We start from the raw sequence: 25,629 nt of genomic DNA, 5'->3' as shown, positions 1-25,629 counted from the left end.
AACCCTTTATAATTGTATCGATACCTGCAACAAGGCTTGTTTAACTATACTAAGGTTTTCCTGAATGACCTAAAAAAGGAACCCTTTTAATAAACAGCTTAAATGCTTGCACATAAATACCTTTGAAAATGGACAAAGTCATCGCAGGAAATTTTTTTAATAATTTATTAACTTCTTGCCTAGTTAACTGACTTCGCTTTAGCCGTAAAGAAGCGTCAAATAACAACTCATCCCCACGTTTATTTTCTATATGAATTAATGTGTTATCGACAGTGTGTTGTACCTGCCAATGGTAGTCCATATCTAAATTCATAAAAGGTGATACGGAGAAAGCCTTTTTAAAGTTCACTTTTTTTTGTAAGGGCACCAAATAATAATGGCGCTCATTCCAAGGCGTATTGCTTACCTCGGCCACCATATAGTTAAAGTTATCGGTGCTATTACCGTAAAAGTAAAAATTTACAGGGCTAAAATAAATTCCCATGCACCTAAGTTGACCAAGCATATAAATATGCGTAAACGTCTCTTTAACACCTAGTTTTTCTATTTGGCACTGTGCACGTTCAAAAATGCTTAATGGCTCTGAATTTGACAGTGTATTTAAATAATCAGCTTGATTAAAACGCAGTGCTTTAAAACCAAAAGTACCTAACATAGGGTGGATATTATTAAGCAATAACGGATTTTTTAAATCTACCCACATCATATACAGTGGGTATTTAAACTGATGGTTTTTTACAGCAAAGCGCCGATGCCTTACATCGCCTAAGTATACAGCGCTATTCAAATTCAACACCTAACTGTTTAGCCACATCTACTCCACTGCGAACACCATCTTCATGAAAACCGTTATACCAATAAGCACCACAAAAATAGCTATTATTTTGGCCATCAACAGTGTGCTTTAGTTTTTGTGCGGCAATGGATGATTCGTTAAAAACAGGGTGATGATAAGTAAACTCGCGTAATATATTTGCTTTGTTAATCCCTTCTAAGTGATTAAGGGTTACACAAAATTGAGTATCTGAGTCAATACCTTGCAGTATATTCATTTGGTATGTAACAACCGCTGCTTTATCGGTATTTTCGTTTAGAAGGTAGTTCCAACTTGCCCAAGCGGCTTTTCTATCTGGCAGTAAACGGGTATCAGTATGCAGTACCACCGAATTTTCGGTATAGGGAATTGCACCTAATACAGCCTGCTCTTGCTCAGTAGCATCGCCCAGTAATGCAAGGGCTTGATCTGAGTGGCACGCAAATACCACTTTATCAAATTCAGCTTGCTCGCCATTTTCAAGGGTAATAATTACTTTATTATCTACACGAGTAACCGTCTCTATATCGGTGTTTAGTTTTATCCGATCCGCAAAACCTTTAATAAGCGGCTTAATGTATTGCTTAGACCCACCAGGAATTACATACCACTGCGGCCTATTTGTAATATCAAGTAAGCCATGGTTGTAAAAAAAGTTTACAAAAAACTCAACCCCTACATTTTGCATCTCTTTGATGCTAGTTGACCAGATAGCCGCCCCCATAGGTAAAATATAATGGTATTTAAAAAAATCATTAAAGCCGTGCGTATCTAATAACTGACCCAGCGTTTGATCTTTCGGGTAGTTTTGCTCGCTGTGCATTGCTTTACATAATTTATTAAACTTAACAATATCGCTTAACAAGCGCCAAAACTTAGGCCTAAATATATTTCTTTTTTGGGCGAATAAACTGGTGAAGGTATGTCCGTTGTACTCAAAACCGCTTGCTTGATTATGAACGCTAAAGCTCATTTGTGTTTCTTGTCTATCTACGCCAATGCGCGCGAGTAGTTTTTCAAAATACGGGTAAGTGCGATCATTAAATACTATAAAGCCCGTGTCTATTGCGCGTTTAACTCCAGCATCAGATATCTCTACTGTCGCGGTATGACCACCAATATAATCGTTTTTTTCAAATACGGTAATATCGTAATGTTTATGCAGTAAATGAGCACAGGTTAAACCCGATACGCCAGAACCTATTATTGCTATTTTTTTCAACGGGCTAGTCCTTTTGATAAACGTAACCAAAGTGGTAACGGTAAAATACGTAATGCTTTTAAAATAAGCGTAAACCGATAAGGAAAATGAACTTCTTTACGGCGTTTATTGATCCCCCTGATCATGTAATCAGCGGCCTCTGTTGCTGTAACGGCCATAGGCATTGGGAAATCGTTTTTATCAGTAAGGGGGGTTTTTACAAAACCAGGGTGTACTAACGTAACATCAACATCATTTAAGTCGATTGCTAAACTTTTCGCTAAATAGCTTACCCCAGCCTTAGATGCGCCATAAGCTTCTGAACGTGGCAGAGGTAAATATGTAACGCTTGAGCTAACAAGCACAAGTTGTCCGCCCGCATTAATTTTTGGTAATAGTGCCTCTAGGCAATAGCCCATTGCCAGCAGATTAACCGAAATAACTCGCTCAAACAAAGCGCTGTCAAAGTTACGGGCATCATCAACATACTCACAGTTACCAGCATTAAGAATAACCTTATCAAAAGCACTAAACCCAAGAGTTGCTTGCTTTATATCTTTAAGATCTGTGGCATCAAACTGACACGCTTTAATATTGGTGTGTTTTTCAAGCTCAGCTAACTTTTCTAGGTTTCTACCGCATGCAATCACTGTGTTGCCTTGCTGGGCGTACTTTATTGCAAGCTGCTCACCAATACCTGAGGTTGCACCTGTAATTAAAATATTCATCGCTACCCTGCTCGTTTATCTATGTAATTTATAATCCCACCCAAAATAGGAATATGCTTGTATAGCATTTCACCTACATTTAAATAGTCGCGGTGGTTAATAATCTTACCCTCTTTAAATACCAGCTTACTGTGCCCTTCTACCGATATAGTTTTGCCAGAAGCCAATTTTGGGTGAGCGTAATGCATAGTCCAATATAAAAACGCTTTGTCATCACGCTCATAGGTATCACTAATATCAAACTGACAATGCTTAACGTTACTATAAAGATTAGAAAAATATCGGGTAAGCTCACTTAACCCGTATATTTCATGCATTGGGTCTTTAAATTTAATTTGCTCGCTGTAAATGTCATTGAGCAAATGCAAGTTTGATTTATCGAGTTGTTGATATATTTCTACAAATTTTGCTACCGGTAATGCTGTTTCCATATCACACCTTAAATGCAGCTATTGCACGTTCGCGAGCTGCTTTATGATCTACAATTGCCGGCCAGTAACATTGCTTATCAGCGCCTATTGACGCTAAATAAGCGTGCGGAAAATGAATATGTTTATCTGGCACTTTTTCAAGCTCTGGCAAATATTTACGTATAAATTTACCATTAGGATCAAAGCGCTCACTTTGAGTGATAGGATTAAAAACGCGAAAATAAGGCTGCGCGTCACAGCCAGTACTTGCAGCCCACTGCCAACCGCCATTATTAGAGGCTAAATCGCCATCAATAAGGTGCTGCATAAAAAACTGCTCGCCTTCACGCCAGTCAATCAATAAATGTTTGGTCAAAAAGCTGGCAACCACCATTCTTAAGCGATTATGCATCCAGCCAGTTTGAACTAACTGCCTCATCGCTGCGTCAACGAGTGGGTAACCTGTTTTTCCCTCGCACCAAGCTTTAAACTCAGCCTCGTTTTTACGCCATTTAACGCTATTGTACTTCTCGTTAAAGTTATCACCACGTGAAAGCTTAGGAAATTGCGCAATTAAATGGCGATAAAATTCGCGCCAAATAAGCTCGTTTATCCAAGTAAAAGTTTTACTTTTAGATGTTGTTAAAATATCTGGGTAGCGGTTTTGAATGTTAACCACTAACTGCTTAGGGCTTATAATACCCAGCGCTAAATAAGGGCTTAAACCCGATGTGCCTTTAATGCTGGGTATATCACGCTGATCGTCATAGCTACTTAATTTGTCGCAAATAAAATTATCAACAATTGTTGCTAAGCTTTCATCATCAACCGGCCATTTTTCTGAGCTGCCATCTGTCTTTAATGCCTTGTTAGCATCAATATCTATTGGCTGTTTGTCTAATGGCCACGCTAATAGGCTAAAATGCGTATCTTGATGCTGTTTAAGCCACTGTTTTTTAAATGGCGTAAACACTTTATACATTTCGTTGTTTTGGTTTTTAACACTTCCAACAGGCGCTATTACATCTCCCTCATACAGGGCAAAAGTAATATTTTTATCATCACATTTTGCAAGTATTTGCGTATCGCGATTTACTTCATTTAACTCATACTCTTTGTTAGCAACTATATGGTTAATATGGTGTTTATCGCAAAATGATAAAAGCGCATTTTCACAATCATCAAAATAAGGGGCATCAATAATGTGCAGCTTTATTGCGTACTGCGCTAGCTCCTCACGTAAATAATTGATCCGCCTTTTTAGTAAATCTATTTGAATAGGTGCAGTATTATGCTGTTGCCACTGCTTTTCGCAGATAAAAAAAATGGCCTGTTTAGCGCCATTGTTTAACGCTTCAATAAGCGCTTCGTTAGAAAAAAGGCGCAAATCGCGCCTAAACCAAAAAAGTGTATTCATTATATGCCGTAACGTAATTTTAGTTCATTAGGGTAAGGATTAAAAAACACCTGCTTTTCTAAATATTCATTAGGGTGTACTTTAAGATGGTGTTTTAGCAAAGTAAGCGGTACATATAAGGGGACAATGCCTTGACGATACTCATCTATGGCATTTCTAAGCTCTTGCTTCTCTATCTTAGATAAGTCTTTTTTAAAGTAGCCCTGTAAATGCATTAACGTATTGCAGTTATTTCTGCGCGATGCAGGCTTTTTAAGACCATTCATTAAACCAAGAATGTACTCACCTGCTAAAGCGTTAATATCATCGCCTTTATAAGTACCAAGTAAATTACCTAAATCTCGGTATGCTTGGTAATTATGAGCCATGAGTAAATATTTATATTGAGAATGAAACTGCGTAAGCTTATGCACTGTAAGCGGCTCAGAGGCTAGCAATTGCCATTGTTTATACGCATATACACGCATTACAAAGTTTTCGCGTAAATGCATATCGTTTAAGCGGCCGTTTTCTTCGCATGGCAATAATGGATTGTGCTTCATTATTTGCTCAGCAAAAAAACCAACGCCTTCAGATGTATTGCCGGTGCCCGCCTCGTTATATATTTTTATTCTTTCCATACCACAGCTCGGGCTTTTTGCACAAAAAACAAACCCACTTAAATTTTGTGCTTGCTCTGTAGCAACTTTTTTACCGTATTCAGTTAGTTTAGGCCCAACATCACCAGTACCATCTGGGCGACACACTTTTATTGTATCGCCCACACGCACTTGGCGTATGGTTGGTCTAGGAATAGGTAAACCTACGGCTACCTCTGGGCAAAATCGGGTGTACTCTACGTATTTACCGAGTTCATCCATACAAAAATTAGACTTTTTATGGCCTGTATCAAAACGTACTTTTTCGCCTGCTAAGCAAGCGCTAATACCTATTTTTATTGTGTCTGTTTGCATAAATTCTCTTAATAAATCAAGTTACCTATAGGATTAAGTAACTTACTGAGTCCTTTATTAAAATGTAGCGCACTACTGACTACTGTAAAGCACAAGCAGCCGTTTTTTGTAAGTGGCGTATGCTGATGAGAGCCATCTTGCCAAATAAAGTCACCTGGCACGTAACTGCCCTCTTCATCACTAAATTCACCATCTAATAGCAATGTTACTTCAAAACCAGTATGAGTATGCTCTGGGATTTCGCCACCTGCACCTATGTGTAAAAGGCTCGAGCGCAATGGGCCATCATCAATAGCAACACGAGAGCGAGCAAGCTTACCCACTTGCGTAAAGCGCCCATGCGAAATACGTGTTAAGGCACGTGGTAGTTCGTAGTTATGCTCATTAACTTGTATCGTTACCGGCTCAACTTCATACACTTCATCAATACTAGGATCAGCTGTTATCAAGTTAAGTAGGTCAGTATCGAAGTCTACTTCTTCGGTATCGTGGCTGTTTTTAACCGTGCTGGAGCTCGATTGCGACTCGCTAAACACCTCTTTTGCGTTTTCTGCTTCGAGTTGTGCCACTTTTGCTTGACACACTGGGCACATATCAACATGAATAGATACCGCAACACTTAACGATGCAGGTAACTGCGCTGAACAATATTGTGCTAGTAAAGTTTCACTAGGGTGATGTTTAATCATGCTGATCTCCCATTTCATTACGTAATTTTTGCAAGGCTAAACGCAATCGTGATTTTACCGTGCCTACAGGAATATTAAGTTGTTGAGCTAGTTGCTCTTGCGACATATCTTGAAAATAAACACCTCTAACTACCTCTCGCTGTGCAGCTGGCAATTTATCTAGGTAGCGTTTAATTTGTTGGTCTTCCAAGTGGTCGCTAAATTCAAGTGTTGTATCTTGGGATTCATTAATAAGTGGCCAAATATCTTCGCTTATATTTTCTTCTTTATTACTTTTCATTTTACGAAGCATATCAAATGAGGCATTACGCATTACGGTATATACCCAAGTTGTCGCAGCCCCTTTATCGCTGTGATACAAATGCGCTTTACGCCAAACTGAGGTTAGTGTTTCTTGTACAAGCTCCATAGCTTGTGCCTCAGAGCCAAACTGCTTAATTCCAAATCGTTTAATTTTTGGCGAAAAATACTCAAATAAGTAAGCAAATGCTCTTTTGTCTCGCGAAGTGGCTACATCAAGCAGAGCTTGCATAAGCTCTGCACTTGGCGTTTCTGGCATGGCAGTATATTTACCTGTATTAGGTTCACAACGTGGTGAGGGTTGTTGACTTACCATAATAATTAATCCCGTGTGTGCTTTTGTACAAATCTATACGCCAAGCAATTAAACGCAGATCACATTATTTTAGGCAAATTCATTGTTAATCACAGTATGGAGGAAGTTTAGTAAGTTAGCAAAGTTACTTTCGAACGCAAGTTGCTGTTTTTTATCAATAGATATAGGTAAAAGCTCAAGCCAGCGCGCAACTACCCAAGCTAAATTATCAAACTTGGTTTGCCTATATAAAGTAGAAAGTTCTTTATTGTTTAAAAATATATCCTGCAAAGAATCAGACAAACGTTGGTTATCAGCCGAAATTTCACTGTGGGAGTCATTGTACCAATACGGCGTATTGCAATCGCTTAATAAGCCATGGCGCAATTGGCTTTCGTCTTGGTATACGTCATTTATTTGCACGCTTTTAGCAGCGTACACATCAATAAGTAGCATATTGCTAGGGTCTTGATCAAAGTCGATAATATCGACCAAACAACCCTGAGCGCTAATATTAAATGGCGTATCGTGCTGGTAGGTGCACAGTACAAAACCGACGTTATTTTGTAGTGCGGTTTTTACCATGTTTAAATACCTAGGTTCAAATATACGCAAACGCGTATAGCCTTCAGGTAATACAAATATTGGTAATGGGAAAATCGCACGTTTCATAAAGTCTACTTCTTTAAATTACACTGCCTTTATTTACGTGCGCTTTTACTAAGTCGATCAGCTTACTGAAATCGAATTATTTACCTATTAATTAAAAGTTGATCCAACTTCCCATACTTTTTATTACTTGAACCATATAATAAACACTAATCATGCTTACAACAGGCGCCAACATAAGTGCAAATAATCCTAATTCATTACTCATCGTCTTATCCTTTTGCACTTATTTAGCTTTAACTTGCGTATTTACCGGTGCTGTTGACTGCACAGTAACGTTTGATTGCTCTTGCGCTTGGTCTAGTAATTGCTCAAGTACTGCCTGTGCATCAAAACTAAGGCTTTGCGAAATTGATTGCTCAAGCTCAGCCGTTGCTTGATTAATATAGCTTGTTACGTTTTGCGTTATGATATCAGTTACATCTAAGTCCACTTCACTTGCATGTACTTGCGAAGAACTTAATACTAATAAACTTGCCATAGCGATTTTAATTGAATGTTTCATAATGGTATTCCTTGTTGTGTATATTGTTTAGACGCAATAACATAATCAAGGGTTGTGCCAACAGAAAAATAAAAATTAAACCATTGATATTTAAAGACTATCTTAAAAATCATAGAGCAACGCAGCATTCAGGCTTGGTTAATTTAACTAACCTTTTTAATTTTTTGACTAACTATTAGTAAATATTTTCAACTCACAATTTGCAGTTTAAAACAATTACTACCTTTACTGTTTATTTTGCGCATCGGGTTTTACTTTTTTACCTAACCTGTAGGCATCAACCATACTGAGTAACCAAATAACTACCATTAAAGGAAGGTATTTATATTCCCCAAGCTGAGCACATTCACTTGATGGATTACGAGCAGCTTGTAAAATACCTGAAGCCGTCATCGGGATTTTACCTGCTAAAATTTCATTTGCGCTACATTGTGCTATAGCCAAAATATCACCTAATGTCATAAACAAAAGTAGCGTAAAAACACCTGCAAAAATACAACCTATTAAATGCTTTTTAAGCGATAAATGTCCTGCCCCAGGATACACGATGGCCGTAAGTAAAACGGCTTTGAGCTCTTTTTTCATGATAAACATGCCTTCATTAATTGAGTCTATACGACCACACTATAACCAATTAATTCCTTTTAAAATCAATAAAAGTAAGGTGACTAACTTACAGTAACAATGATGACATTGAAACATTGAGCGTACACCTGTACACTCAAGTTTAATTAATAAGTGGTAGGACAAGTATGACGATAGATGCACCCTATTCTCGCAAAGAAGAAAAGCTCAATGTATTAAGCCATGCACTGGGTATATTTTTTGCCGTGTTTGTAATGTGGGACTTATTTAAACAAGCCACCAGCGTAAAAGCCTATATAAGCACCGCTGTATATGGGGCTAGTTTATTTGTATTGTTTTTATCATCCACACTTTATCACGCCAGTGTACAGCCAAAAATACGCGCTTTTTATAAAAAGTGTGATCACTGCGCTATTTACGTATTAATAGCCGGTACCTACACCCCATTTTTGTTGCTATCCCTTAATGGCGCTTGGTCTTGGGGGACACTGAGTTTTATTTGGGCAGTCGCGCTTGGTGGCGTTGCTTATAAAGTACTGGTTAAAAATGGTAATAAAAAAATATCGCTGGCTACCTACTTACTCATGGGCTGGTTTGCCCTTGCAATTGTTTACCCGCTTTATTTAAATATTGATGTAAACGCACTTTACTGGTTACTTGCCGGTGGTATTTTTTATAGCTTAGGTACTATATTTTATAGCGCTAAAAGCACGCAATTTAGTCATGCTATTTGGCACTTATTTGTTATTGCTGGGTGTGTGTGCCATTACATTTCAATTACTAAATATGTTTATTGATGTCAGCTTAACGGGGTTGAAATCAAAGTAAATAATAAAACCGTAGAAAGCTGAAAAAGCATTTGTGTACCCACAATTATTTACAGCAAAGTATCAACTGTTATTTATTGCTCATTCCTAGGGCCTGTTTGAACTCATAGCCCCCGTTTTAATTGTATAATAGTCCGATTGTTGAGGAAGGTGTATTAAATAGTATGTACGTAAGTGCCTTGAAACGGGTGATATAGATACACGCATAAAAAATTAGTCATCGATTTTATACTAAGCCGCTTAAACAAGTGATCAATTTTGAAGCTGGAAAAACGTGTAGATAACTAGGCAATAAATTCGCTATTTAGTAGTGCTCAGCAATTGCTCCTGCATTGCTCTACCTTCTGCATCCATGCAGTCGTAAATGAGGATTTATTAACTCAGGTAGCGACACATTGAGCCCCGCAAAATGATTCAGTATTATTACGAATTCGTATTACTATACATGAACCAAAATCTGATAACTTATTGATAGTAATTCTCATAATTATCAATATAACTATCCCAGACAGGATGTTCTCCTATTGTTTCTCTAAATGTTTCTAGAAATTTATTGACCAGTGGTGTCGGACTTCTGTGTGGGTAAACCGCATAAAGCGCACCAAATGATTCTGGCAATGCATAATTTGTTAGTAAAGGCACCAAATCAAATTTCTTAATATTGTCACCCAACATATAGAGTGCGAGTACGCCAAAACCTTGCCCAGACTTTACCGAGTCAAGAACAAGTTCTTGTTCATTGACTCTATATCTTCCTTTAAATTCCCACAGTTTGAATTCACCACTTTTAGGGTCTTTTCCGATAGGAATTTTATTGACGACAAGTCCTCCACTAGAGAAAAAAACCGCGGGTAGTTTAACCAAGTCTTCGGGTGTTTTCGGCATACCATATTGCTCTATAAACGATTTAGAAGCTAAAATGGCAACATTATTGTCGGCTAACTTTCTGGCAACTAAATTTGAATCTTGCATATCTCCAATTCGAAAAGCTATGTCATACCTGTCTTCAATGACATTCAATACTTTGTTACTGAGATCGAGTTGAACATCAGTATCTGGGTATCTTTGCATAAATATTTTTATTGCTTTTTGTACATACAACTTACCAAATAATGTCGGACAGGTTATTCGCAGTAACCCTTTCGGTTTTTCATGAAACGACTCAACAATACGGTGCGTATCAGAAATCGTTTGCCTAACGGACTCCGCTTGCTTCAATACTTCTTTTCCTGCCTCAGTGAGCGACAGCGAACGGGTGGAGCGGTTAAGCAAACGAGTACCTAGCTCGCTCTCTAGCATTTTAATTTGCTTTGATAATGAAGATCTATCCATGAGCCTTAATTCAGCGGCCTTGGTATATGACCCTTGACGGACAACATCCAAAAATAGATCTAGCCTAGTTGCAATATCCATAACCCTCCCCCCTTACTCCACCATTATTGTAGTTATTCCTGACAACACAATATTTTCTTGAATTATCTGAAGAATGATACAAGCCAAATATTATAAGCCATATGATCACTTGACGTTATCATTGAAGGTTTATCGCTGCAATGATTATGGAAAATATATCCACAATCATGGGGTGAAACACATGATTATCTTTTAACAGATATCACGCATAATTCTACCCATCAACAATAATACACAACGGAGTAATGGGTGTATGAATAAGCAAATTAAAATTGATTTCGTATCTGACGCTGTTTGCCCTTGGTGTGCAATCGGCTACACGCGACTAAAACAAGCCATCGCAGAGTTAAATTTACAAGAAGAAGTCCACATTGAATGGCAGCCATTTTTCTTGAATCCAGAAATGCCTTTGGAAGGTGAAAATATTTACGATTATGGAACGCGCAAATACGGAAGAACCAAGCAAGAAGGCGACTTTAATAGAGCCAATATTACCCAACTAGGAAATGAGGCAGGGTTTACCTTCAACTTTACTGACAATTCACGTGTCGTGAACACGCGAGATGCACATACGCTACTGGACTTTTTAAAAGGCACTAAAGAGCAAACTGAACTTAAGGAAAAGTTGTTTAACGCCTTCTTTACTGAGCAAAAGGATATCTCTGACAGAAAAGTGCTTGAGCACTTGCTTAGAGATACGGGTGTGAAAGTGCCTAATATCTCTAAAATACTGGATGACCAAGACACTCAAAATCGTATTGCTAATAAAGTATCACACTGGCATAGCCTCGGAATTACCGTCGTTCCTACAATGATTTTTAACAACGAACTTGTCGTTAACGGTTCTAGAACGATTGAAGCGTATAAGCAAATATTAACTGAACTCGTTTCATCGTACTCACTAACCGCATAAACCATTAACCATTAACCATTAACCATTAACCAAATTTTAAGAGGTATCAACATGACCGAATTTACAATACATAACGTAGAATCAGCACCGACAAAAAGTAAAGCAATACTAGAAGCTTCGCTAAAAACCAACGGTATGATCGCTAATTTACATGGAATAATGGCAGAAGCGCCAGAACTGCTTATAGCCTATCAAGAGCTGGGAAAACTTTTTACGAATACCTCATTCAACAAAGAAGAACTCACCGTTGTTTGGCAAACCATTAATGTTGAACACAATTGTACGTATTGTGTTCCTGCCCATACGGGAATTGCAAACATGATGAAAGTTGACCCTGCATTGACCGAAGCATTAAGAAATCAAGATAAAATGCCAACCCCTAAACTTCAAGCACTACAGGATATGACACTGAGCGTTGTTCGTAATCGAGGCAATGTTTCAGATGATGACGTTAGCGCTTTCTTTGCTGCGGGTTATGCTCAGCGTCAATTATTAGAGATTATTCTTGGCGTGTCTCAAAAAGTGATCAGTAATTATGTGAATCACATCGCGAAAACGCCCGTAGACAAACCTTTCCAAAAATTTTCTTGGGACAAAAAAGCGTAACACCGAGCTGATTATTAAAGAGAGATTAAACATGACTATATCGAAGACACTCTCGATTGCTGCTACGGTGATGACCGTAGCAGCAGGCATATCGGTGTCAAACTTAGCACTCGCTAAGGCAAAGCCACAAAAAACCGATGAATCAGCAACCATTGAAGTGCTAACAACATATCCGCATGGTAATTTTCTTGAAAACTTAGAAGTTCAACAAGATGGTAGGTTACTTTTTACCAACTACCCTACAAAGTCAATTGAAGTGATGGAACAAGGTGGGCAGACGAAAACATTTTCGACACTGTCTGCTTACCCATTGAGCCTTATTTCAATTGATGGAGGCTACCTAGTTGCGGCCTCTGGTAAATCTCTCTTACTTGGAGAGAACGTAGTAGGCTCCCAACAATTTATCCTGCTTGATAAAAATGGCAAGCAAATTGGGCAATTTGATGCGCCTCAAGTCATGTATTTGAACGGTATGGTCAGGCTTGGTAATAACGTAATCCTCGCGGTTGATTCACTATCGGGCAATATTTGGCAAGTTAACCCAAAAACGCAAGAAATTAGTTCATGGATACAAGACGAATCGCTTTCTCCACTTGCTGATCAGAAGATGTTTATTCCAGGTGCTAACGGCGTAAAACTTAGATCTGATGGACTCATTGTATCTAATACGTCCAAAGGCACGCTGTCCCTTATTAGAATAGGGGAAGATGGCAAGCCACAAGGCAAACCAGAGCTGTTGGCGAAAGTTGGAATGATTGACGATTTCTGGGTGAGAGAAGATGGATCGATACTCTTTACAACACATGGTGAAACCGTCAAATCGCTGTCAATTAGTGGCGAAATAACCACCATAGTTGCAGATGGCGCTGGTGGTGCAACTGCCATTGCACCCTACCCCCTAAATCAAGACAGCCGTTTTGTCATGATCAACGACGGAAATATCTACTTTGGTAAAAAAGATTTGGTCGAAGTGCTTCTGGTTACAATTAAGTAAATCAAATCAGAAGTCGTTGTACTAGACAATCTCAGAAGCAGATAACTCCTGTTTAAAAATACAAAAGAGAAAATGAATATGAAAAGTCTATTATCCAGCATATTGGCCGCTACTGCCTTTATAGCCACAATAGGAGCATTTGCGAATGCTCAAGAAATAAAGTCTCAAGAACAGAATTATTACAAAGGATACAAGGTTGCGCCAATGGACATCCCCTCGACAACAAAATATACCCATGAATACGTCGATATTCTTGGTTCAAAAATGGCTTACATTGACGTTGGTGAAGGCGATCCGATTTTATTTTTACATGGAGAGCCAACGTCATCGTATTTGTGGCGTAATGTCATGCCTCACTTAGAAGGGCAAGGCCGATTAATTGCGCCGGATAATATTGGCTTCGGAAAATCAGATCAACCTGAGATGGATTACACGTTTGGCGATCAATACCCTTATTTCGAAGCATTCGTTAAAAAGCTTGATCTAAAAAATATAACGCTTGTCGTTCACGATTGGGGCTCTGGTCTTGGCTTACATTACGCGCGGCAGCATCCCGACAATATTAAAGGCATTGTTACAATGGAAGCGTTAATGGCGCCGTTGCTACCAGCAAAAACGTGGGAAGATTACCCAAAACACAAAGCAAAATTTTCGAAAATGATTCGTAGCGAAGATGTGGGTCGCAAGATGGTTATTGAAGACAATTGGTTCCTAAAAGTTGCGGTACCTGCAGCCATTGTTCGTCCGCTAGATAAAGCAGCACATGAAGAATACTTGAAACCTTTTCCCACTGAAAAATCACGCATTCAGGTTTATCAATGGCCCAAAGAGTTGCCAATTAATGGTGAGCCAGCAGCTACGGAAAAAGTGATCAGCGCTTATAACAAATGGCTGGAAGAAACTGAAATCCCTTGGTTGTATCTTTACGCCACACCGGGCTCTCAGAATCCGCCAGAAGCGGCTGATTATTGGGAGAAACGCGCTAAAAACATCCAAATTACATACATTGGTAATGGTATTCACTATGTGCAAGAAGACCAGCCTTATGCCATCGGGCGTGCAATACATGACTGGTATCGTCGTATCAATAAGTAGGTTTTCATACCGTCATTAGTACTAAAACTCGGTTAATTTTTATCACTGTTTTAGCGCACAAGTTTTAGTGCGCTATTGGGAAACTATTATGAAAAACATGAAACATTTAGCGAATGAAGAGTTAAAATCACTTTACACGCCCTTTAAAATACTACCTTATATCGCAAGTAAAAACTGGGGCATCAAGCTGATGAATTTTATGGCTAAATTCTCTAATGGTAAGCTTATAGACGGTATGTACAATGAGCAAAGGTATATTCCAAGTAAAAGTGGTGGGCCAGACATTAGAGTGAGAATTTTCAAGCCACTTAATGTGAAAGGGAAATTGCCTTGCCTAGAATACATTCACGGTGGCGGCTATATACTAGGCAGCCCTGAAATGGGTCCTAACCTTAATATTATTAAGCAATTTATAGAAAAAAGACCTTGTGTAGTGATAGCTCCGGCATACAGAAAATCTTTAGATGCACCATATCCTGCTGCATTTAATGACTGTTATGAAACCTTGTTATGGGCAAAGGAACATGCTGATGAGTTGGGGATTTATCAGGATAAGTTTATGGTTGCAGGTCATAGCGGCGGTGGTGGCCTAACGGCAGCAATAACCTTAAAAGCAAAAGATACTAAGGACATAGATATTGCTTTTCAAATGCCTTTTTATCCAATGATAGACGACTCACAAAGCACCTCTTCAGCACAAGAAATGGTATCTGTACCTGTTTGGAATGCAGAATCTAACAAAAAAGGATGGGATGCTTACCTTGCGGATATTAAGCAGCAAGGTTTAGACACTCCAAAATACGCTGCTGCATTTAGAAATAAGGACTATAAGGATTTTCCTCCAACCATCACCTTTGTCGGCGATTTAGAACCTTTTAAAGATGAAACTATTGCTTACGTAGAAGCGCTTGAAAAAGAAGGTATTGATGTAACATTTAAATTATATGAAGGCTGTTACCATGGCTTTGATGCGTATGTTCCAAAGGCTAAAATTTCACAAGACGCCGTTAAATTTACCTATGATTCGTATGCTGAATATTATGATAAGTATGTAACAAAGGCACTTTAAGGTGCGTCCTCAGGACGCATATTACATATATAAATGTTTGGCTAACTATTGTTTTTTAATAGGGTGTAATGAAAAATATAAAAAAGTTTCTATTTCGAACTTCGACTATTTACGTGAGACAGATACATGCCTATATAGTATGAATAGTAAAGCAGACTTGAATAGCCTATTGTGGCTTATTTTTTCACTCGGTTAAGGTGAATCGACTTTGCTAAACACTGCTAACAGTTAATTTACTATGTCGGATGGCACTTCGCTTATCCGAACTACTCTGGCATTAATCTGCCCGTAATGGTCATATCACTCCCACCTACACTCGCGCATATTCACTTTTTTATTCTTAAAACTAACACCTTCTAATAGCAGTTTTTGGCGTTGTTCTTGGTATTTATCACTGCCTTCGGGAAACGATATTTTTCCTTGGCTATTTACCACACGGTGCCAGGGTATAACAGAATCATCAGGCATTTGCTTTAGCAGGCGCCCTACTAGGCGTGAATTTTGCGGATAACCTGCAAGCGTTGCTACTTGCCCATAACTTGCTACAAAACCTGCTGGTATATTTGCAATGATAGTGTAGATGAGGGTTTCTTTATCGATATCAGCGCTCATTCACGTACGCCTCACTGAGTACTTTAAATTGCTCCCAAATAGAGCGCGCAACAGGGCCATGATGGATTGCATCACGCCTAAATGCACGCACTTCTATACCAAACTCATCTTCTCTGTCGTTTATCTGTATTTGCTGCAGCAGCCCGGCTTCTATTTCAGGGGCGCAATAGTCTATATTCATCAGTGCCCAGCCAGCACCTTGTAGCAAAAACGACTTTAAATTGCTTACATCGTCAATCTTCATTAAGGCAGAACCTTTAGAATACGAAAGTTTGTCACTGTCTATGCTTAAGTCACTTTCAAACATGGCTAAACACGGGTAATTTTGTAGCTCGTTAAAGGTCATGTGCTTAGGATATGTATTGGTTGATGCAATAATACCAATGTTTAGTTTACCAATAGGTAAGCTCTCTAAGTGCCCTGTTGCATGAAATAAATCAAACCAGGGCCCTATGCCTAGCTCTACTTGGCCGCTATTTACTTGCTCTAAAGAAACAAAGCGTTTGCCGCTGGTTAAATTAAACTCTGTACGCTTAAATAGTCTAAAAGTATTACTTATGATCTCGTTATAACTGTCTTTTTGACAAATTTGCTCGTAGCAAATTCTATATTGAGGCTCGTTACCCAGTGCAAGCTCTTTAGCAAGCTGCGCTAGCTCATCATTTGCATGTAATAATTGTTGTGCTTCGCGGTGAAAAACACGCCCTTTTTCAGTTAACTGTAATCGGTACTTACTTCTATCGAGTAATTCAAAGCCAATTTTTGCTTCAAGATTTTTTATAGCAAGTGTAAGTGCAGGCTGAGTTTTATGTAATTTAAGCGCCGCGCCACTTAAACTTGCACTTTGTACAATGGCATCTAAAATTTGTAATTGATTCAGCTTCATACTGCGCTCAATATAATCATAAATAAAACTTATACTGTTTCTAAAATTTAATGAATTTTATTTTATATGGTTGCAGCGTATCCTGCACTTAATTATTTTGCCCATCATTGCCACGGAGAAGACATGAAACTCTTTCGTCTATGTATACTTACTACGACTTTACTTACATTAATGGCCTGTTCAGAGCCTGAAAAGCAAGTAAAAGAAGAGCCCATTAGGCCTGTTAAGTTATTTAATATAGGACATGATTCGCAAACAAATGTACGCAGTTTTCCTGCTGAGGTAGTTGCAAACCAAGGCTCGTACTTAGCTTTTAGAGTTAATGGTGAATTGGTAGAGTTTCCGGTTTTAGCAGGTGAAGAAGTTAAAAAAGGGCAGCTTTTAGCAAAGCTCGACCCTGAAGACTTTCAATTACAGTACGATGATAGAAAAGCTCGCTATGAGCTTGCTAAATCACAACTCGGTCGTATTGAACAACTCCTTGAGAAAAGAATCGCCAGTCAATCAGAATACGATGAAGCATTGGCTAATATGCAAGTGGCAGAGTCTGCCTTTAAAATTGCCGAAACCAACTTAGAATACAGCGAATTACGCGCCCCATTTGCTGGGACTGTAGCCAAAGTATTTGTTAAAAACTTTGAAAACATTCAAGCTAAACAAAACATTTTACGCCTAGAAACCCGCGATTTAATGGATGTAGAAATCCAAGTGCCTGAAAAAATAATAGCGCGCATTAAAAAAGGCAGCGACTACCACCCTACCGTTGTATTTGACGGTTATGACAATAAAGAGTACACCCTTGATTTAAAAGAGTGGGATACGCAGGCGGATCCGACAACACTTACCTACAAAGTTGTTTTTTCGTTGCCAGTACCTAAAGACTTTAACTTACTTGCAGGTATGACGGGCCGTGTATTTATCGATTTATCAAAAGTAACCAGCTCACAAGTGGCTTACACTATTTTACCGGTCGAGTCGGTTTTTTCTGAAGCGAAAGAAAGCGTGTCGGATAACGCCTATGTGTGGATATATAACCCAGAGACCGGCGTTGTTAACAAGCAAGCTGTTAAAGTCGGTCAAGTACACCGCGATGGCATTGAAGTATTGAGCGGTGTTAAAGAAGGGCAAATTGTCGTTTCTGCTGGTGTGCATTCATTAGATGAAGGCATGAAAGTACGCCCATGGAATAAAGAGCGAGGCTTATAATTATGAGCTTTGCACAACTCTCCATAGAGAAAAAAGTAATTAGCTGGATGTTTGCACTACTGCTGTTAATTGGCGGGAGTGTGTCGTACTTTGATTTAGGCCAATTAGAAGATCCAGAGTTTACGCTTAAAACCGCCATGGTTATTACTATGTATCCGGGTGCATCACCACAACAAGTAGAGGAAGAGGTCACCTTTCCTATCGAAAATGCGATTCAGCAACTTCCCTACGTTGATTATGTAACCTCTATTTCATCAAATGGTAAGTCGCAAATATCGGTAGAAATGAAAAGCACCTACCGTAAAGATCAGCTGCGCCAAATTTGGGATGAAATGCGCCGTAAAATTAACGACTTAGCACCTTCACTCCCAAGTGGCGTTTACCCAAGCACCATTTTAGATGACTTTGGTGATGTATACGGCGTTATGTATGCGGTTACCGGCGATGGCTACTCCTATGATGAACTTAAAGATTACACCGATTACTTAAAGCGTGAACTTGTACTCGTTAAAGGCGTGAGTAAAGTAACCATTGCAGGTGAACAACAACCGCAAGTTATGGTTGAAGTGTCTACCCGCAAATTAGCGCAGCTTGGTATTGCCCCAAGCCATATTTTTGGTTTACTGCAATCTCAAAATACAGTCTCTAACGCAGGTAAAATTAGAGTGGGCGATGAGTCTATACGCTTTCACCCAACCGGCGAATTTAAAGATGTTAAAGAACTCGAAACCCTACTTATATCAAAACCCGGTGCTAGCGAGCTTATTTACTTAGGTGATGTAGCCAAAGTATTTAGGGAATACGCAGAAGTACCCAGCAATGTTATTCGCTACAACTCAGAACAAGCGCTTTTAATTGGCGTTTCGTTTATGAATAGCGTGAACGTAGTTGAGGTAGGTAAACGTATTGACGAGCACTTAGCAGAGCTTGAATACCAGCGCCCCCACGGCATACATGTAAAATCGGTATATAACCAGCCTAAAGAAGTAGAAAAATCGGTAGATGGCTTTATTGTCAGCCTAGTAGAGGCGATTGCCATTGTAATTGTGGTACTGCTTATATTTATGGGGTTAAAAAGCGGTATTTTAATTGGCGGGATTTTATTACTAACCGTTCTAGGCACCTTTATATTTATGAAGTTGTTTGCCATAGACCTACAACGTATTTCTCTGGGCGCACTTATTATTGCCCTAGGTATGCTGGTAGATAACGCCATAGTAGTAACCGAAGGCATATTAATAAATTTAAAGCGTGGCCAAACTAAGTTAAAAGCGGCGGTTAATATTGTAGAACAAACTAAATGGCCGCTACTAGGCGCTACGGTTATTGGTATTACAGCGTTTGCCCCTATTGGCTTAAGCTCTGATGCGACCGGTGAATTTGCGGGTAGCTTATTTTGGGTGTTGTTTATATCGCTTTTATTAAGCTGGGTCACCGCTATTACGCTTACGCCATTTTTTGCAAATTTAATGTTTAAACAAGATGAGTTTAAAAAAGGTAAAAATGCTGAGGGCGAAGAGGAAGATGACGACCCATACCAAGGCTTTATTTTTACCGGCTATAAAGCACTTTTAGATGTGTCTATGCATTATCGTAAAACCACGCTTGTGCTAATGGTTGTACTCCTTTGCTCGGCAGTGGTTGGTTTTGGTGCGGTTAAACAATCGTTTTTCCCTGCCTCTAACACGCCTATGTTTTATGTAGATTACTGGCAGCAACAAGGCTCCGACATAAGAGCAACGCTCGAGGAAATTAAAAAGCTTGAAAACTACCTTCAAAAAGAAGAGCTAGTTGAAGAAATAACCAGTACAACCGGCCAAGGTGCTCCGCGCTTTATGCTTACTTATGCACCACAAAAGTCGTACTCATCGTACGGGCAGCTCATTATAAGAGTAAAAAACCGCGAGGCGGTGGCTGTAGTAATGCAAAAAGTGCGTGAATACTCTCAAAGTACGCCCCTTTCAGCTGAGCTTAAAATTAAGCCCATGGAAATTGGCCCCTCAACCGATGCTAAAATTGAAGCGCGTTTTACAGGCCCTGACCCGGTAATACTGAGACAATTAGCCGCCCAAGCTGAAGAAGTTATCGCACAAGACGACGGCGCTTATAATATTCGTGATGATTGGCGCGCACGTACTAAAATGATTCGCCCACAATTTAACGAACAAAAAGCGCGCCGCTTAGGTATTAGTAAGTCAGACCTTGATGATGTACTGCTTACTAGCTTGTCGGGCAAGCAAGTGGGTGTATACCGCGATGGTACACAACTACTGCCAATTATTGCTCGCTCACCGGCAAATGAGCGCCTAAATGTAGAAAGCGTTCACGATTTACAAATATACAGCCCAGTACTGGGTGTATTTGTGCCAGTAACACAAGTGGTTGACGAATTTGTAGTTGAATGGGAAGACAGCCTAATTATGCGCCGCGACAGAAAGCGCACAATAACGGTAATGGCTGATCAAAACGTATTAGGCGATGAAACTGCCGCCAAGCTTTTTGCTCGCGTGCGTGGGCCTGTAGAGGCAATAGAATTACCACGTGGCTACACATTAGAATGGGGCGGCGAGTATGAGTCGTCATCGGATGCGCAAGCCGCTATATTTGGCTCATTACCGCTGGGTTATTTAGCGATGTTTGCGGTAACCGTACTGCTGTTCAATTCACTTAAACAGCCTTTAGTTATTTGGGCTACCGTGCCACTGGCCATTATTGGTGTGAGTGCGGGGATGTTAATAATGAATGCACCATTTAGCTTTATGGCGCTACTTGGATTACTGAGTTTAAGCGGAATGCTGATTAAAAACGGCATTGTGTTGGTTGATCAAATAAACCTTGAACTTCGCGATGGTAAATCGCCTTATCAAGCTGTGTTTGAATCGGGCGTTAGCCGTGTACGCCCTGTAGCCATGGCGGCTATTACCACCATTTTAGGTATGATCCCGCTGTTATTTGACGTGTTCTTCCAGTCAATGGCGGTAACTATTATGTTTGGTTTAGGCTTTGCCACCATACTTACGCTTATTGTTGTGCCTGTGCTTTATACTGTTGTATTTAGAATAGACTACGAGCCTAGAAAGTAATTTAAAAGCCATACAGGACGTCTAAAACGCAGCTTACCTCTCCGTAGCTGCGTTTTTTATTATTTAAACCGAGGTTAAAAATGGACATAATAAGCACGCTCATACTAATACTAGGCTGTATATGTATTCTCTTTGGCTATTTTCGTTTTATAAGCGACGAAAATGGCAATGTAGATTTAAACAACTACCGTTTCACGGGCGGTATTGCGCTGGTAATAACAGGCATGTTTGGCGGTACTTACGATTTAATTAAACGGCTGCGCTCTAAAAACAGCGTATCTGCATTAGCCGTTTATTTAGGGCTTTTTTTACTTTATATTGGCGTTGTGTTTTATAAATAACCCTTCAAATGACAGCAAAACAACTTTTTAGAATAATCATTACCGCGAGCTTACTACTCCCTCCCCTATTTTTTATTGCTTGGGATGAAAATCTCGATCCCCCCTTTATTGCCAATACTGCTTATGATTTTTTAACACATAAGCTGCTTCCTGCTTTGTCAGTAGTAATTAGTATTGCAGCAGGTATGTACGGATATAAAAAGTACAACGCATGCATAACCTTTAAATCAAATTTTAAAGATTATTTAGAACACGATGGAAAGCTTAGGGGCTGGCTGGGTATTTTGTTTATACCGGTTTTGGTTTATTTATGGCTGTGGGCTAGTTTTTGTATTTCTGTAAAGCTTTGGACTTATTATTATAGTGATAATAGCTGGCAGCAAGAGTACCAGCTACTTGCTGTAGAGGCGTGCCCGAGTGATTACGAATACAGCTGCGCAAAACTGCTTGTGCTTGATTTACAAACTTACAGAAAGCGTTCATTTAGGTGGTATTTAGATAAACATAAATTAAAGCGGCTAAAAAATGAGAAAATAAACATAGTGGGCGTTAAAAGCCCACTCGGTTACGTTGTGCATCAAATACAGTGGTAAGTGCCCACGCTATTTTTTTAAACTTAATGTGCCAGATGAACGCGCTTTACCGTTTGCTGGCTTTTTGTTGTTTGCGCTTTTGCTATCGCTTTGAGTATTTTTAATTACGCCCCCTTTACCTACATAGGTAGTTGAACGCTTTTGAAAGGGGGTGTTACTCCTTTGAGTGCGAGTACCTCGCTCATTATTAAAGGCACGTGGGTTTTCACCCTGAAAGTCACGTTTTTTAGGCTCGCCTTTATTATTGGCATTTTGCTTATTGGTATCAACCGAATGCTCTTGTGTTTTACCCGAATCAGCAATGGAGTCATTAATTTGCGCCATTTCTACGTCGGTTAAATGTCGCCACTGGCCTACTTTCAAGCCCTTTAACGTTACATTCATAATGCGGGTACGTTTAAGGGTCACCACTTCATAACCTAGGTATTCACACATACGACGAATTTGGCGGTTTAACCCCTGCGTAAGCACAATTTTAAACTCTTGCGGCGCTGTTTGCGTCACTTTACATTTTTTTGTAATGGTATCTAAAATAGGAATACCGTTAGCCATTTTGCTAACAAACTGGCGGTTTAGTGGTTTATCAACTGTCACCACGTATTCTTTTTCGTGATTATTACCCGCTCGCAAAATTTTATTTACGATATCGCCTTCATTGGTTAAAAAGATGAGTCCTTCTGATGGTCTATCTAAACGACCGATAGGAAATATACGGGTGGGGTAGTTAACAGCTTTTACAATATTACTTTGAATTTTACTCTCGGTGGTACAGGTAATACCCACTGGCTTATTATACGCAATATAGACACGCTTTGGTTTTTCGCGCAGCGGTTTTCCATCCACTAAAACAGTATCGGTATCTGCCACTTTTACGCCCATTTCAGGCGTATTACCATTAACCGTTACACGACCTTGCTCAATATATTTATCGGCTTCACGGCGTGAACAAAAACCTGTTTCACTAATAAATTTATTTAAACGTTTTAATTCGGTCATGGCACTTAATGGTCCTAATTTTAAAGGCGACTAGTGTAAACCACACGCCATTATTTTTCGCCCCTAATTTAAACCTTTACGCATTAATTTTTGCGATTTTTGCTTGAGTTAACTTTCGCCAAACATATTCCAGCGGCCCTTGCTCATAATAGCGACAATATAAAGTTGTAAGTAATAGCTGCATGCTAACCAGGCCGGTCGCGACTAACCAATAGTCTATTCGGTTAAAACTCAATACCCACTGCGGATACAATACTTTATAAAGCAACAGCTGCATAAGTGTTTGGCATATGTATAAGGTAAACGCTAAACGTCCAGCCTGCTGAATAAGCCGCCCCACATGGGTACGGTTATTACAAAATTTAACGATGAGATGAATATAAAATACAGCCATGAACAATGCGGCAAAGGTATTTATAAACTCTTGTATGGCGTAACCTGCTCCCCCTGTAAACTTTGACGCATACAGCCTCATGCCTGAAAAAATAAAGGCACCAGCTATACAAACGATAAGTTGAGGCTTGGTTAAGCCTTTACTAAAAACCTCATTTTTATATAAATAGATGCCTATCAGCATTAGCCCTACGCACAGCCACATGATCATGATAGGAATAGCAACCAGCATTAATATATTCATACCTAGATTACTCAAAAAGTAATCGCTGTAATGCGGGCTATATAAATCGATATACTGTGCTGAATCACGATAAATTACCTCATCTGGCGCACTAAAAAGCACCAACGCCGTTGCTACACAACCAATTAATAGAAATTCCCCCGCCCTTTTTACAAGCAGTTGATTATTGCTTTGCAAATATTTTAGAACAAACCAGCCAGATACACCGTACAAAAATAAAATGTCGCCAGCCCAAAGTAAAAAACCATGTACCAAACCAAAAATGATAAGCCAATGCAATCGCGCTTTTAAAGGTGCTGTTGATTTAACTTTTTGCCATTGAATATAAAGCCCTGCCCCAAACAGTAAGCTAAACAGCGTTCTAAATCGGCCATCAACAAAAAAAACACTCACAGCATGGATAAGGGAGTCGCTAAAAGGCGGGGTAGATAAAGGAATATAGCTATAATCCATTAAGCCAAACGCATAGCCATTCATATACACTAAGCAAAGCACGGCAATGCCGCGAATAAAGTCCATATTATAATTTCGCATAATGAGCGGTTGCTGTCCTTTAACTATTATTTTTATAATTATCTGCCCAATCTACGGCTTGATTATATAACCCTGGCAGCACATCACTTTTAACATTAAGTAATATAACGGCTTTTTCTAATGTCCACCAGCTACCTGTTTCATAGGCTTTTACTACATTTAAAATATAATAAAGTGTGTTTTTTTCGTTTAATAACGCCGCTTTAATATCATCAGGAAAAGGTAACTTTTCAACTAATAAACTCATTGGTTGATCAAGTATTGCATCTAAAAGTGAGAACAAGCCAGTTAAAAATGCCTCTCCCGCAAACGGTTTAGATACCTGCTTTGCTAGTAGCTCACAAAACCGCGCTCTTACTACGCACACTTGCATTAATTCTGCTGGCTTTTTACCCGCGGTATGTGCGGTAACAATTAAACTGACAAACTTTTTTAAACGCTCATACCCTAAATACACTAAGGCTTGCTTAATAGATGATATTTTACTCTGAATTGGAAAAACACCACTGTTAATTAGCCGCATAAGCTTATAAGCCAAGGCGGCATCAGCTTCAAAGAGCGCAGTAATTTGATTTATATCTGGGCTGGGTTTCATTACTTGCGCGTAAATAGCCACAACTAAGGCATAGTTATAATCAATGTCTTGCTGTTCGTGCATTGTGGGCTTGGCAAAAAAATAGCCTTGAAAGTAATCAAACCCCATTTTATGCGCTTGGTAATAATCGGCTTGGGTTTCTATTTTTTCTGCTAATATTTTTATTTTTTTATGCTGTTTTAACTTTTCTACAATCTCGGCAATATCAGTTAAAGGCGTTTGCGCAATATCAAACTTTACTAGCTTAATAAACTTTAAAAAACGCTCCCATTGTTCGTTATAAACAAAGTCATCTAATGCGAGTTTATAATTTTTATGAAAAAGCTCTCTGCAAAGCTGGTAATTATCGTCAGTGGGTTCAATGGTTTCTAACAGCTCAATGACCACATCTTTACAGGGTAAAAAGTCACATAAATTGTGTTTTAAAGAGTCAGGCCCTATATTTATTAATGCCGTTTTACCTGAGGTTATATGGCGGGTGCCTAAATTAAGCTGGTTTTCCATTATTAGGCGAGCAGTAGCTTGACCTTCTTCTATTTCGGGAAAAAAGTTTTCAGCACTATTACGAAATAAAAGCTCGTAAGCAACTACATTTTGCTTACGATTGAATATTGCTTGCCTTGCAACAAATACAGACACATTACCTACTTCTTATTTTTATAC

At 39.2% G+C, this 25,629-nt stretch carries 27 protein-coding genes; 10 read left to right on the top strand and 17 right to left on the bottom strand.

Annotated elements, in window-relative coordinates; all coding sequences use genetic code 11:
- Window positions 1-49 precede the first annotated feature (49 nt).
- From WDB87_RS12835 to WDB87_RS12785, 11 genes are all read right to left on the bottom strand, one after another.
- Complete coding sequence (locus WDB87_RS12835) at window positions 50-787, bottom strand: DUF1365 domain-containing protein (protein WP_286248056.1); 738 nt, start codon at window positions 785-787, stop codon at window positions 50-52.
- On the bottom strand, window positions 780-2,036 hold the full coding sequence (locus WDB87_RS12830; RefSeq protein WP_337850058.1) for an NAD(P)/FAD-dependent oxidoreductase: 1,257 nt from the start codon (window positions 2,034-2,036) through the stop codon (window positions 780-782). The genes WDB87_RS12835 and WDB87_RS12830 overlap by 8 nt, the downstream gene beginning before the upstream one ends.
- Entirely contained in the window at window positions 2,033-2,743 is a 711-nt protein-coding gene (locus WDB87_RS12825; protein ID WP_337850057.1) for an SDR family NAD(P)-dependent oxidoreductase, read from the bottom strand. The genes WDB87_RS12830 and WDB87_RS12825 overlap by 4 nt, the downstream gene beginning before the upstream one ends.
- A 2-nt stretch (window positions 2,744-2,745) precedes the next feature.
- The gene (locus WDB87_RS12820) at window positions 2,746-3,174 is read right to left on the bottom strand and encodes a nuclear transport factor 2 family protein (RefSeq protein WP_337850056.1); all 429 of its coding nucleotides are present in this window, start codon (window positions 3,172-3,174) and stop codon (window positions 2,746-2,748) included.
- A 1-nt stretch (window position 3,175) separates the two neighbouring features.
- On the bottom strand, window positions 3,176-4,570 hold the full coding sequence (gene phrB / locus WDB87_RS12815; RefSeq protein ID WP_337850055.1) for a deoxyribodipyrimidine photo-lyase: 1,395 nt from the start codon (window positions 4,568-4,570) through the stop codon (window positions 3,176-3,178).
- Window positions 4,570-5,523 (bottom strand): YbgA family protein, encoded by a 954-nt coding sequence (locus tag WDB87_RS12810; RefSeq protein WP_337850054.1) that lies wholly within the window; start codon window positions 5,521-5,523, stop codon window positions 4,570-4,572. The genes phrB and WDB87_RS12810 overlap by 1 nt, the downstream gene beginning before the upstream one ends.
- A gap of 8 nt (window positions 5,524-5,531) precedes the next feature.
- Window positions 5,532-6,212, bottom strand: a complete 681-nt coding sequence (locus WDB87_RS12805) for a ChrR family anti-sigma-E factor (RefSeq protein WP_337850053.1) — start codon at window positions 6,210-6,212, stop codon at window positions 5,532-5,534.
- Window positions 6,205-6,828: a sigma-70 family RNA polymerase sigma factor gene (locus WDB87_RS12800; RefSeq protein ID WP_286248042.1), complete on the bottom strand. Its 624-nt coding sequence runs from the start codon at window positions 6,826-6,828 to the stop codon at window positions 6,205-6,207. The genes WDB87_RS12805 and WDB87_RS12800 overlap by 8 nt, the downstream gene beginning before the upstream one ends.
- 69 nt (window positions 6,829-6,897) lie before the next feature.
- Window positions 6,898-7,479: an LON peptidase substrate-binding domain-containing protein gene (locus tag WDB87_RS12795; RefSeq protein ID WP_337850052.1), complete on the bottom strand. Its 582-nt coding sequence runs from the start codon at window positions 7,477-7,479 to the stop codon at window positions 6,898-6,900.
- A gap of 223 nt (window positions 7,480-7,702) precedes the next feature.
- Window positions 7,703-7,981: a hypothetical protein gene (locus WDB87_RS12790; RefSeq protein WP_286248038.1), complete on the bottom strand. Its 279-nt coding sequence runs from the start codon at window positions 7,979-7,981 to the stop codon at window positions 7,703-7,705.
- Between the two features lie 225 nt (window positions 7,982-8,206).
- The gene (locus WDB87_RS12785; protein WP_337850051.1) at window positions 8,207-8,566 is read right to left on the bottom strand and encodes a hypothetical protein; all 360 of its coding nucleotides are present in this window, start codon (window positions 8,564-8,566) and stop codon (window positions 8,207-8,209) included.
- A gap of 167 nt (window positions 8,567-8,733) precedes the next feature.
- Between WDB87_RS12785 and trhA the strand changes: the two genes are divergently transcribed.
- Window positions 8,734-9,363 (top strand): PAQR family membrane homeostasis protein TrhA, encoded by a 630-nt coding sequence (gene trhA / locus WDB87_RS12780; protein WP_286248035.1) that lies wholly within the window; start codon window positions 8,734-8,736, stop codon window positions 9,361-9,363.
- A gap of 495 nt (window positions 9,364-9,858) precedes the next feature.
- Here the strand turns inward: trhA and WDB87_RS12775 are convergent, their stop codons facing one another.
- On the bottom strand, window positions 9,859-10,806 hold the full coding sequence (locus tag WDB87_RS12775) for a LysR family transcriptional regulator (protein ID WP_286248032.1): 948 nt from the start codon (window positions 10,804-10,806) through the stop codon (window positions 9,859-9,861).
- Window positions 10,807-11,059: 253 nt separating this feature from the next.
- Here WDB87_RS12775 and WDB87_RS12770 point away from each other — a divergent pair, with 253 nt between their 5' ends.
- From WDB87_RS12770 to WDB87_RS12750, 5 genes are all read left to right on the top strand, one after another.
- Window positions 11,060-11,719 carry a DsbA family oxidoreductase gene (locus tag WDB87_RS12770; protein ID WP_286248030.1) on the top strand — a complete coding sequence of 220 codons (660 nt, stop codon included), beginning with the start codon at window positions 11,060-11,062 and terminating at the stop codon, window positions 11,717-11,719.
- Between the two features lie 51 nt (window positions 11,720-11,770).
- Window positions 11,771-12,325: a carboxymuconolactone decarboxylase family protein gene (locus tag WDB87_RS12765; RefSeq protein WP_286248028.1), complete on the top strand. Its 555-nt coding sequence runs from the start codon at window positions 11,771-11,773 to the stop codon at window positions 12,323-12,325.
- A gap of 31 nt (window positions 12,326-12,356) precedes the next feature.
- On the top strand, window positions 12,357-13,319 hold the full coding sequence (locus WDB87_RS12760) for a hypothetical protein (protein ID WP_337850050.1): 963 nt from the start codon (window positions 12,357-12,359) through the stop codon (window positions 13,317-13,319).
- Between the two features lie 78 nt (window positions 13,320-13,397).
- The gene (locus WDB87_RS12755) at window positions 13,398-14,414 is read left to right on the top strand and encodes a haloalkane dehalogenase (protein WP_160178369.1); all 1,017 of its coding nucleotides are present in this window, start codon (window positions 13,398-13,400) and stop codon (window positions 14,412-14,414) included.
- An 88-nt stretch (window positions 14,415-14,502) separates the two neighbouring features.
- On the top strand, window positions 14,503-15,483 hold the full coding sequence (locus WDB87_RS12750) for an alpha/beta hydrolase (protein WP_337850049.1): 981 nt from the start codon (window positions 14,503-14,505) through the stop codon (window positions 15,481-15,483).
- 300 nt (window positions 15,484-15,783) lie between these two features.
- Here WDB87_RS12750 and WDB87_RS12745 read toward each other — a convergent pair whose 3' ends face one another.
- The gene (locus WDB87_RS12745) at window positions 15,784-16,095 is read right to left on the bottom strand and encodes an MGMT family protein (RefSeq protein ID WP_286248019.1); all 312 of its coding nucleotides are present in this window, start codon (window positions 16,093-16,095) and stop codon (window positions 15,784-15,786) included.
- On the bottom strand, window positions 16,085-16,981 hold the full coding sequence (locus WDB87_RS12740; protein WP_337850048.1) for a LysR family transcriptional regulator: 897 nt from the start codon (window positions 16,979-16,981) through the stop codon (window positions 16,085-16,087). Before WDB87_RS12740 ends, WDB87_RS12745 begins: the two co-directional genes overlap by 11 nt.
- Window positions 16,982-17,104: 123 nt before the next feature.
- Between WDB87_RS12740 and WDB87_RS12735 the strand changes: the two genes are divergently transcribed.
- The 4 genes from WDB87_RS12735 (at window position 17,105) to WDB87_RS12720 (ending at window position 22,204) form a co-directional block, all read left to right on the top strand.
- The gene (locus WDB87_RS12735) at window positions 17,105-18,187 is read left to right on the top strand and encodes an efflux RND transporter periplasmic adaptor subunit (protein WP_286248014.1); all 1,083 of its coding nucleotides are present in this window, start codon (window positions 17,105-17,107) and stop codon (window positions 18,185-18,187) included.
- A gap of 2 nt (window positions 18,188-18,189) precedes the next feature.
- Complete coding sequence (locus WDB87_RS12730; protein WP_337850047.1) at window positions 18,190-21,270, top strand: efflux RND transporter permease subunit; 3,081 nt, start codon at window positions 18,190-18,192, stop codon at window positions 21,268-21,270.
- A gap of 80 nt (window positions 21,271-21,350) precedes the next feature.
- On the top strand, window positions 21,351-21,611 hold the full coding sequence (locus WDB87_RS12725; protein WP_286248007.1) for a MetJ regulator of methionine regulon: 261 nt from the start codon (window positions 21,351-21,353) through the stop codon (window positions 21,609-21,611).
- An 8-nt stretch (window positions 21,612-21,619) separates the two neighbouring features.
- Window positions 21,620-22,204 (top strand): hypothetical protein, encoded by a 585-nt coding sequence (locus WDB87_RS12720; protein ID WP_337850046.1) that lies wholly within the window; start codon window positions 21,620-21,622, stop codon window positions 22,202-22,204.
- 9 nt (window positions 22,205-22,213) lie between these two features.
- Here WDB87_RS12720 and rluF read toward each other — a convergent pair whose 3' ends face one another.
- From rluF to WDB87_RS12705, 3 genes are all read right to left on the bottom strand, one after another.
- On the bottom strand, window positions 22,214-23,200 hold the full coding sequence (gene rluF, locus WDB87_RS12715) for a 23S rRNA pseudouridine(2604) synthase RluF (protein ID WP_337850045.1): 987 nt from the start codon (window positions 23,198-23,200) through the stop codon (window positions 22,214-22,216).
- 76 nt (window positions 23,201-23,276) lie between these two features.
- The gene (locus WDB87_RS12710; RefSeq protein WP_337850246.1) at window positions 23,277-24,356 is read right to left on the bottom strand and encodes a DUF418 domain-containing protein; all 1,080 of its coding nucleotides are present in this window, start codon (window positions 24,354-24,356) and stop codon (window positions 23,277-23,279) included.
- Between the two features lie 34 nt (window positions 24,357-24,390).
- On the bottom strand, window positions 24,391-25,605 hold the full coding sequence (locus WDB87_RS12705; RefSeq protein WP_337850044.1) for an EAL and HDOD domain-containing protein: 1,215 nt from the start codon (window positions 25,603-25,605) through the stop codon (window positions 24,391-24,393).
- Window positions 25,606-25,629: the final 24 nt, after the last annotated feature.

Origin of the sequence: Pseudoalteromonas sp. C12FD-1, from assembly GCF_037414265.1 — a bacterium.
Taxonomy (GTDB): domain Bacteria; phylum Pseudomonadota; class Gammaproteobacteria; order Enterobacterales; family Alteromonadaceae; genus Pseudoalteromonas.
This window is presented reverse-complemented; position numbering and strand designations above follow the sequence as displayed.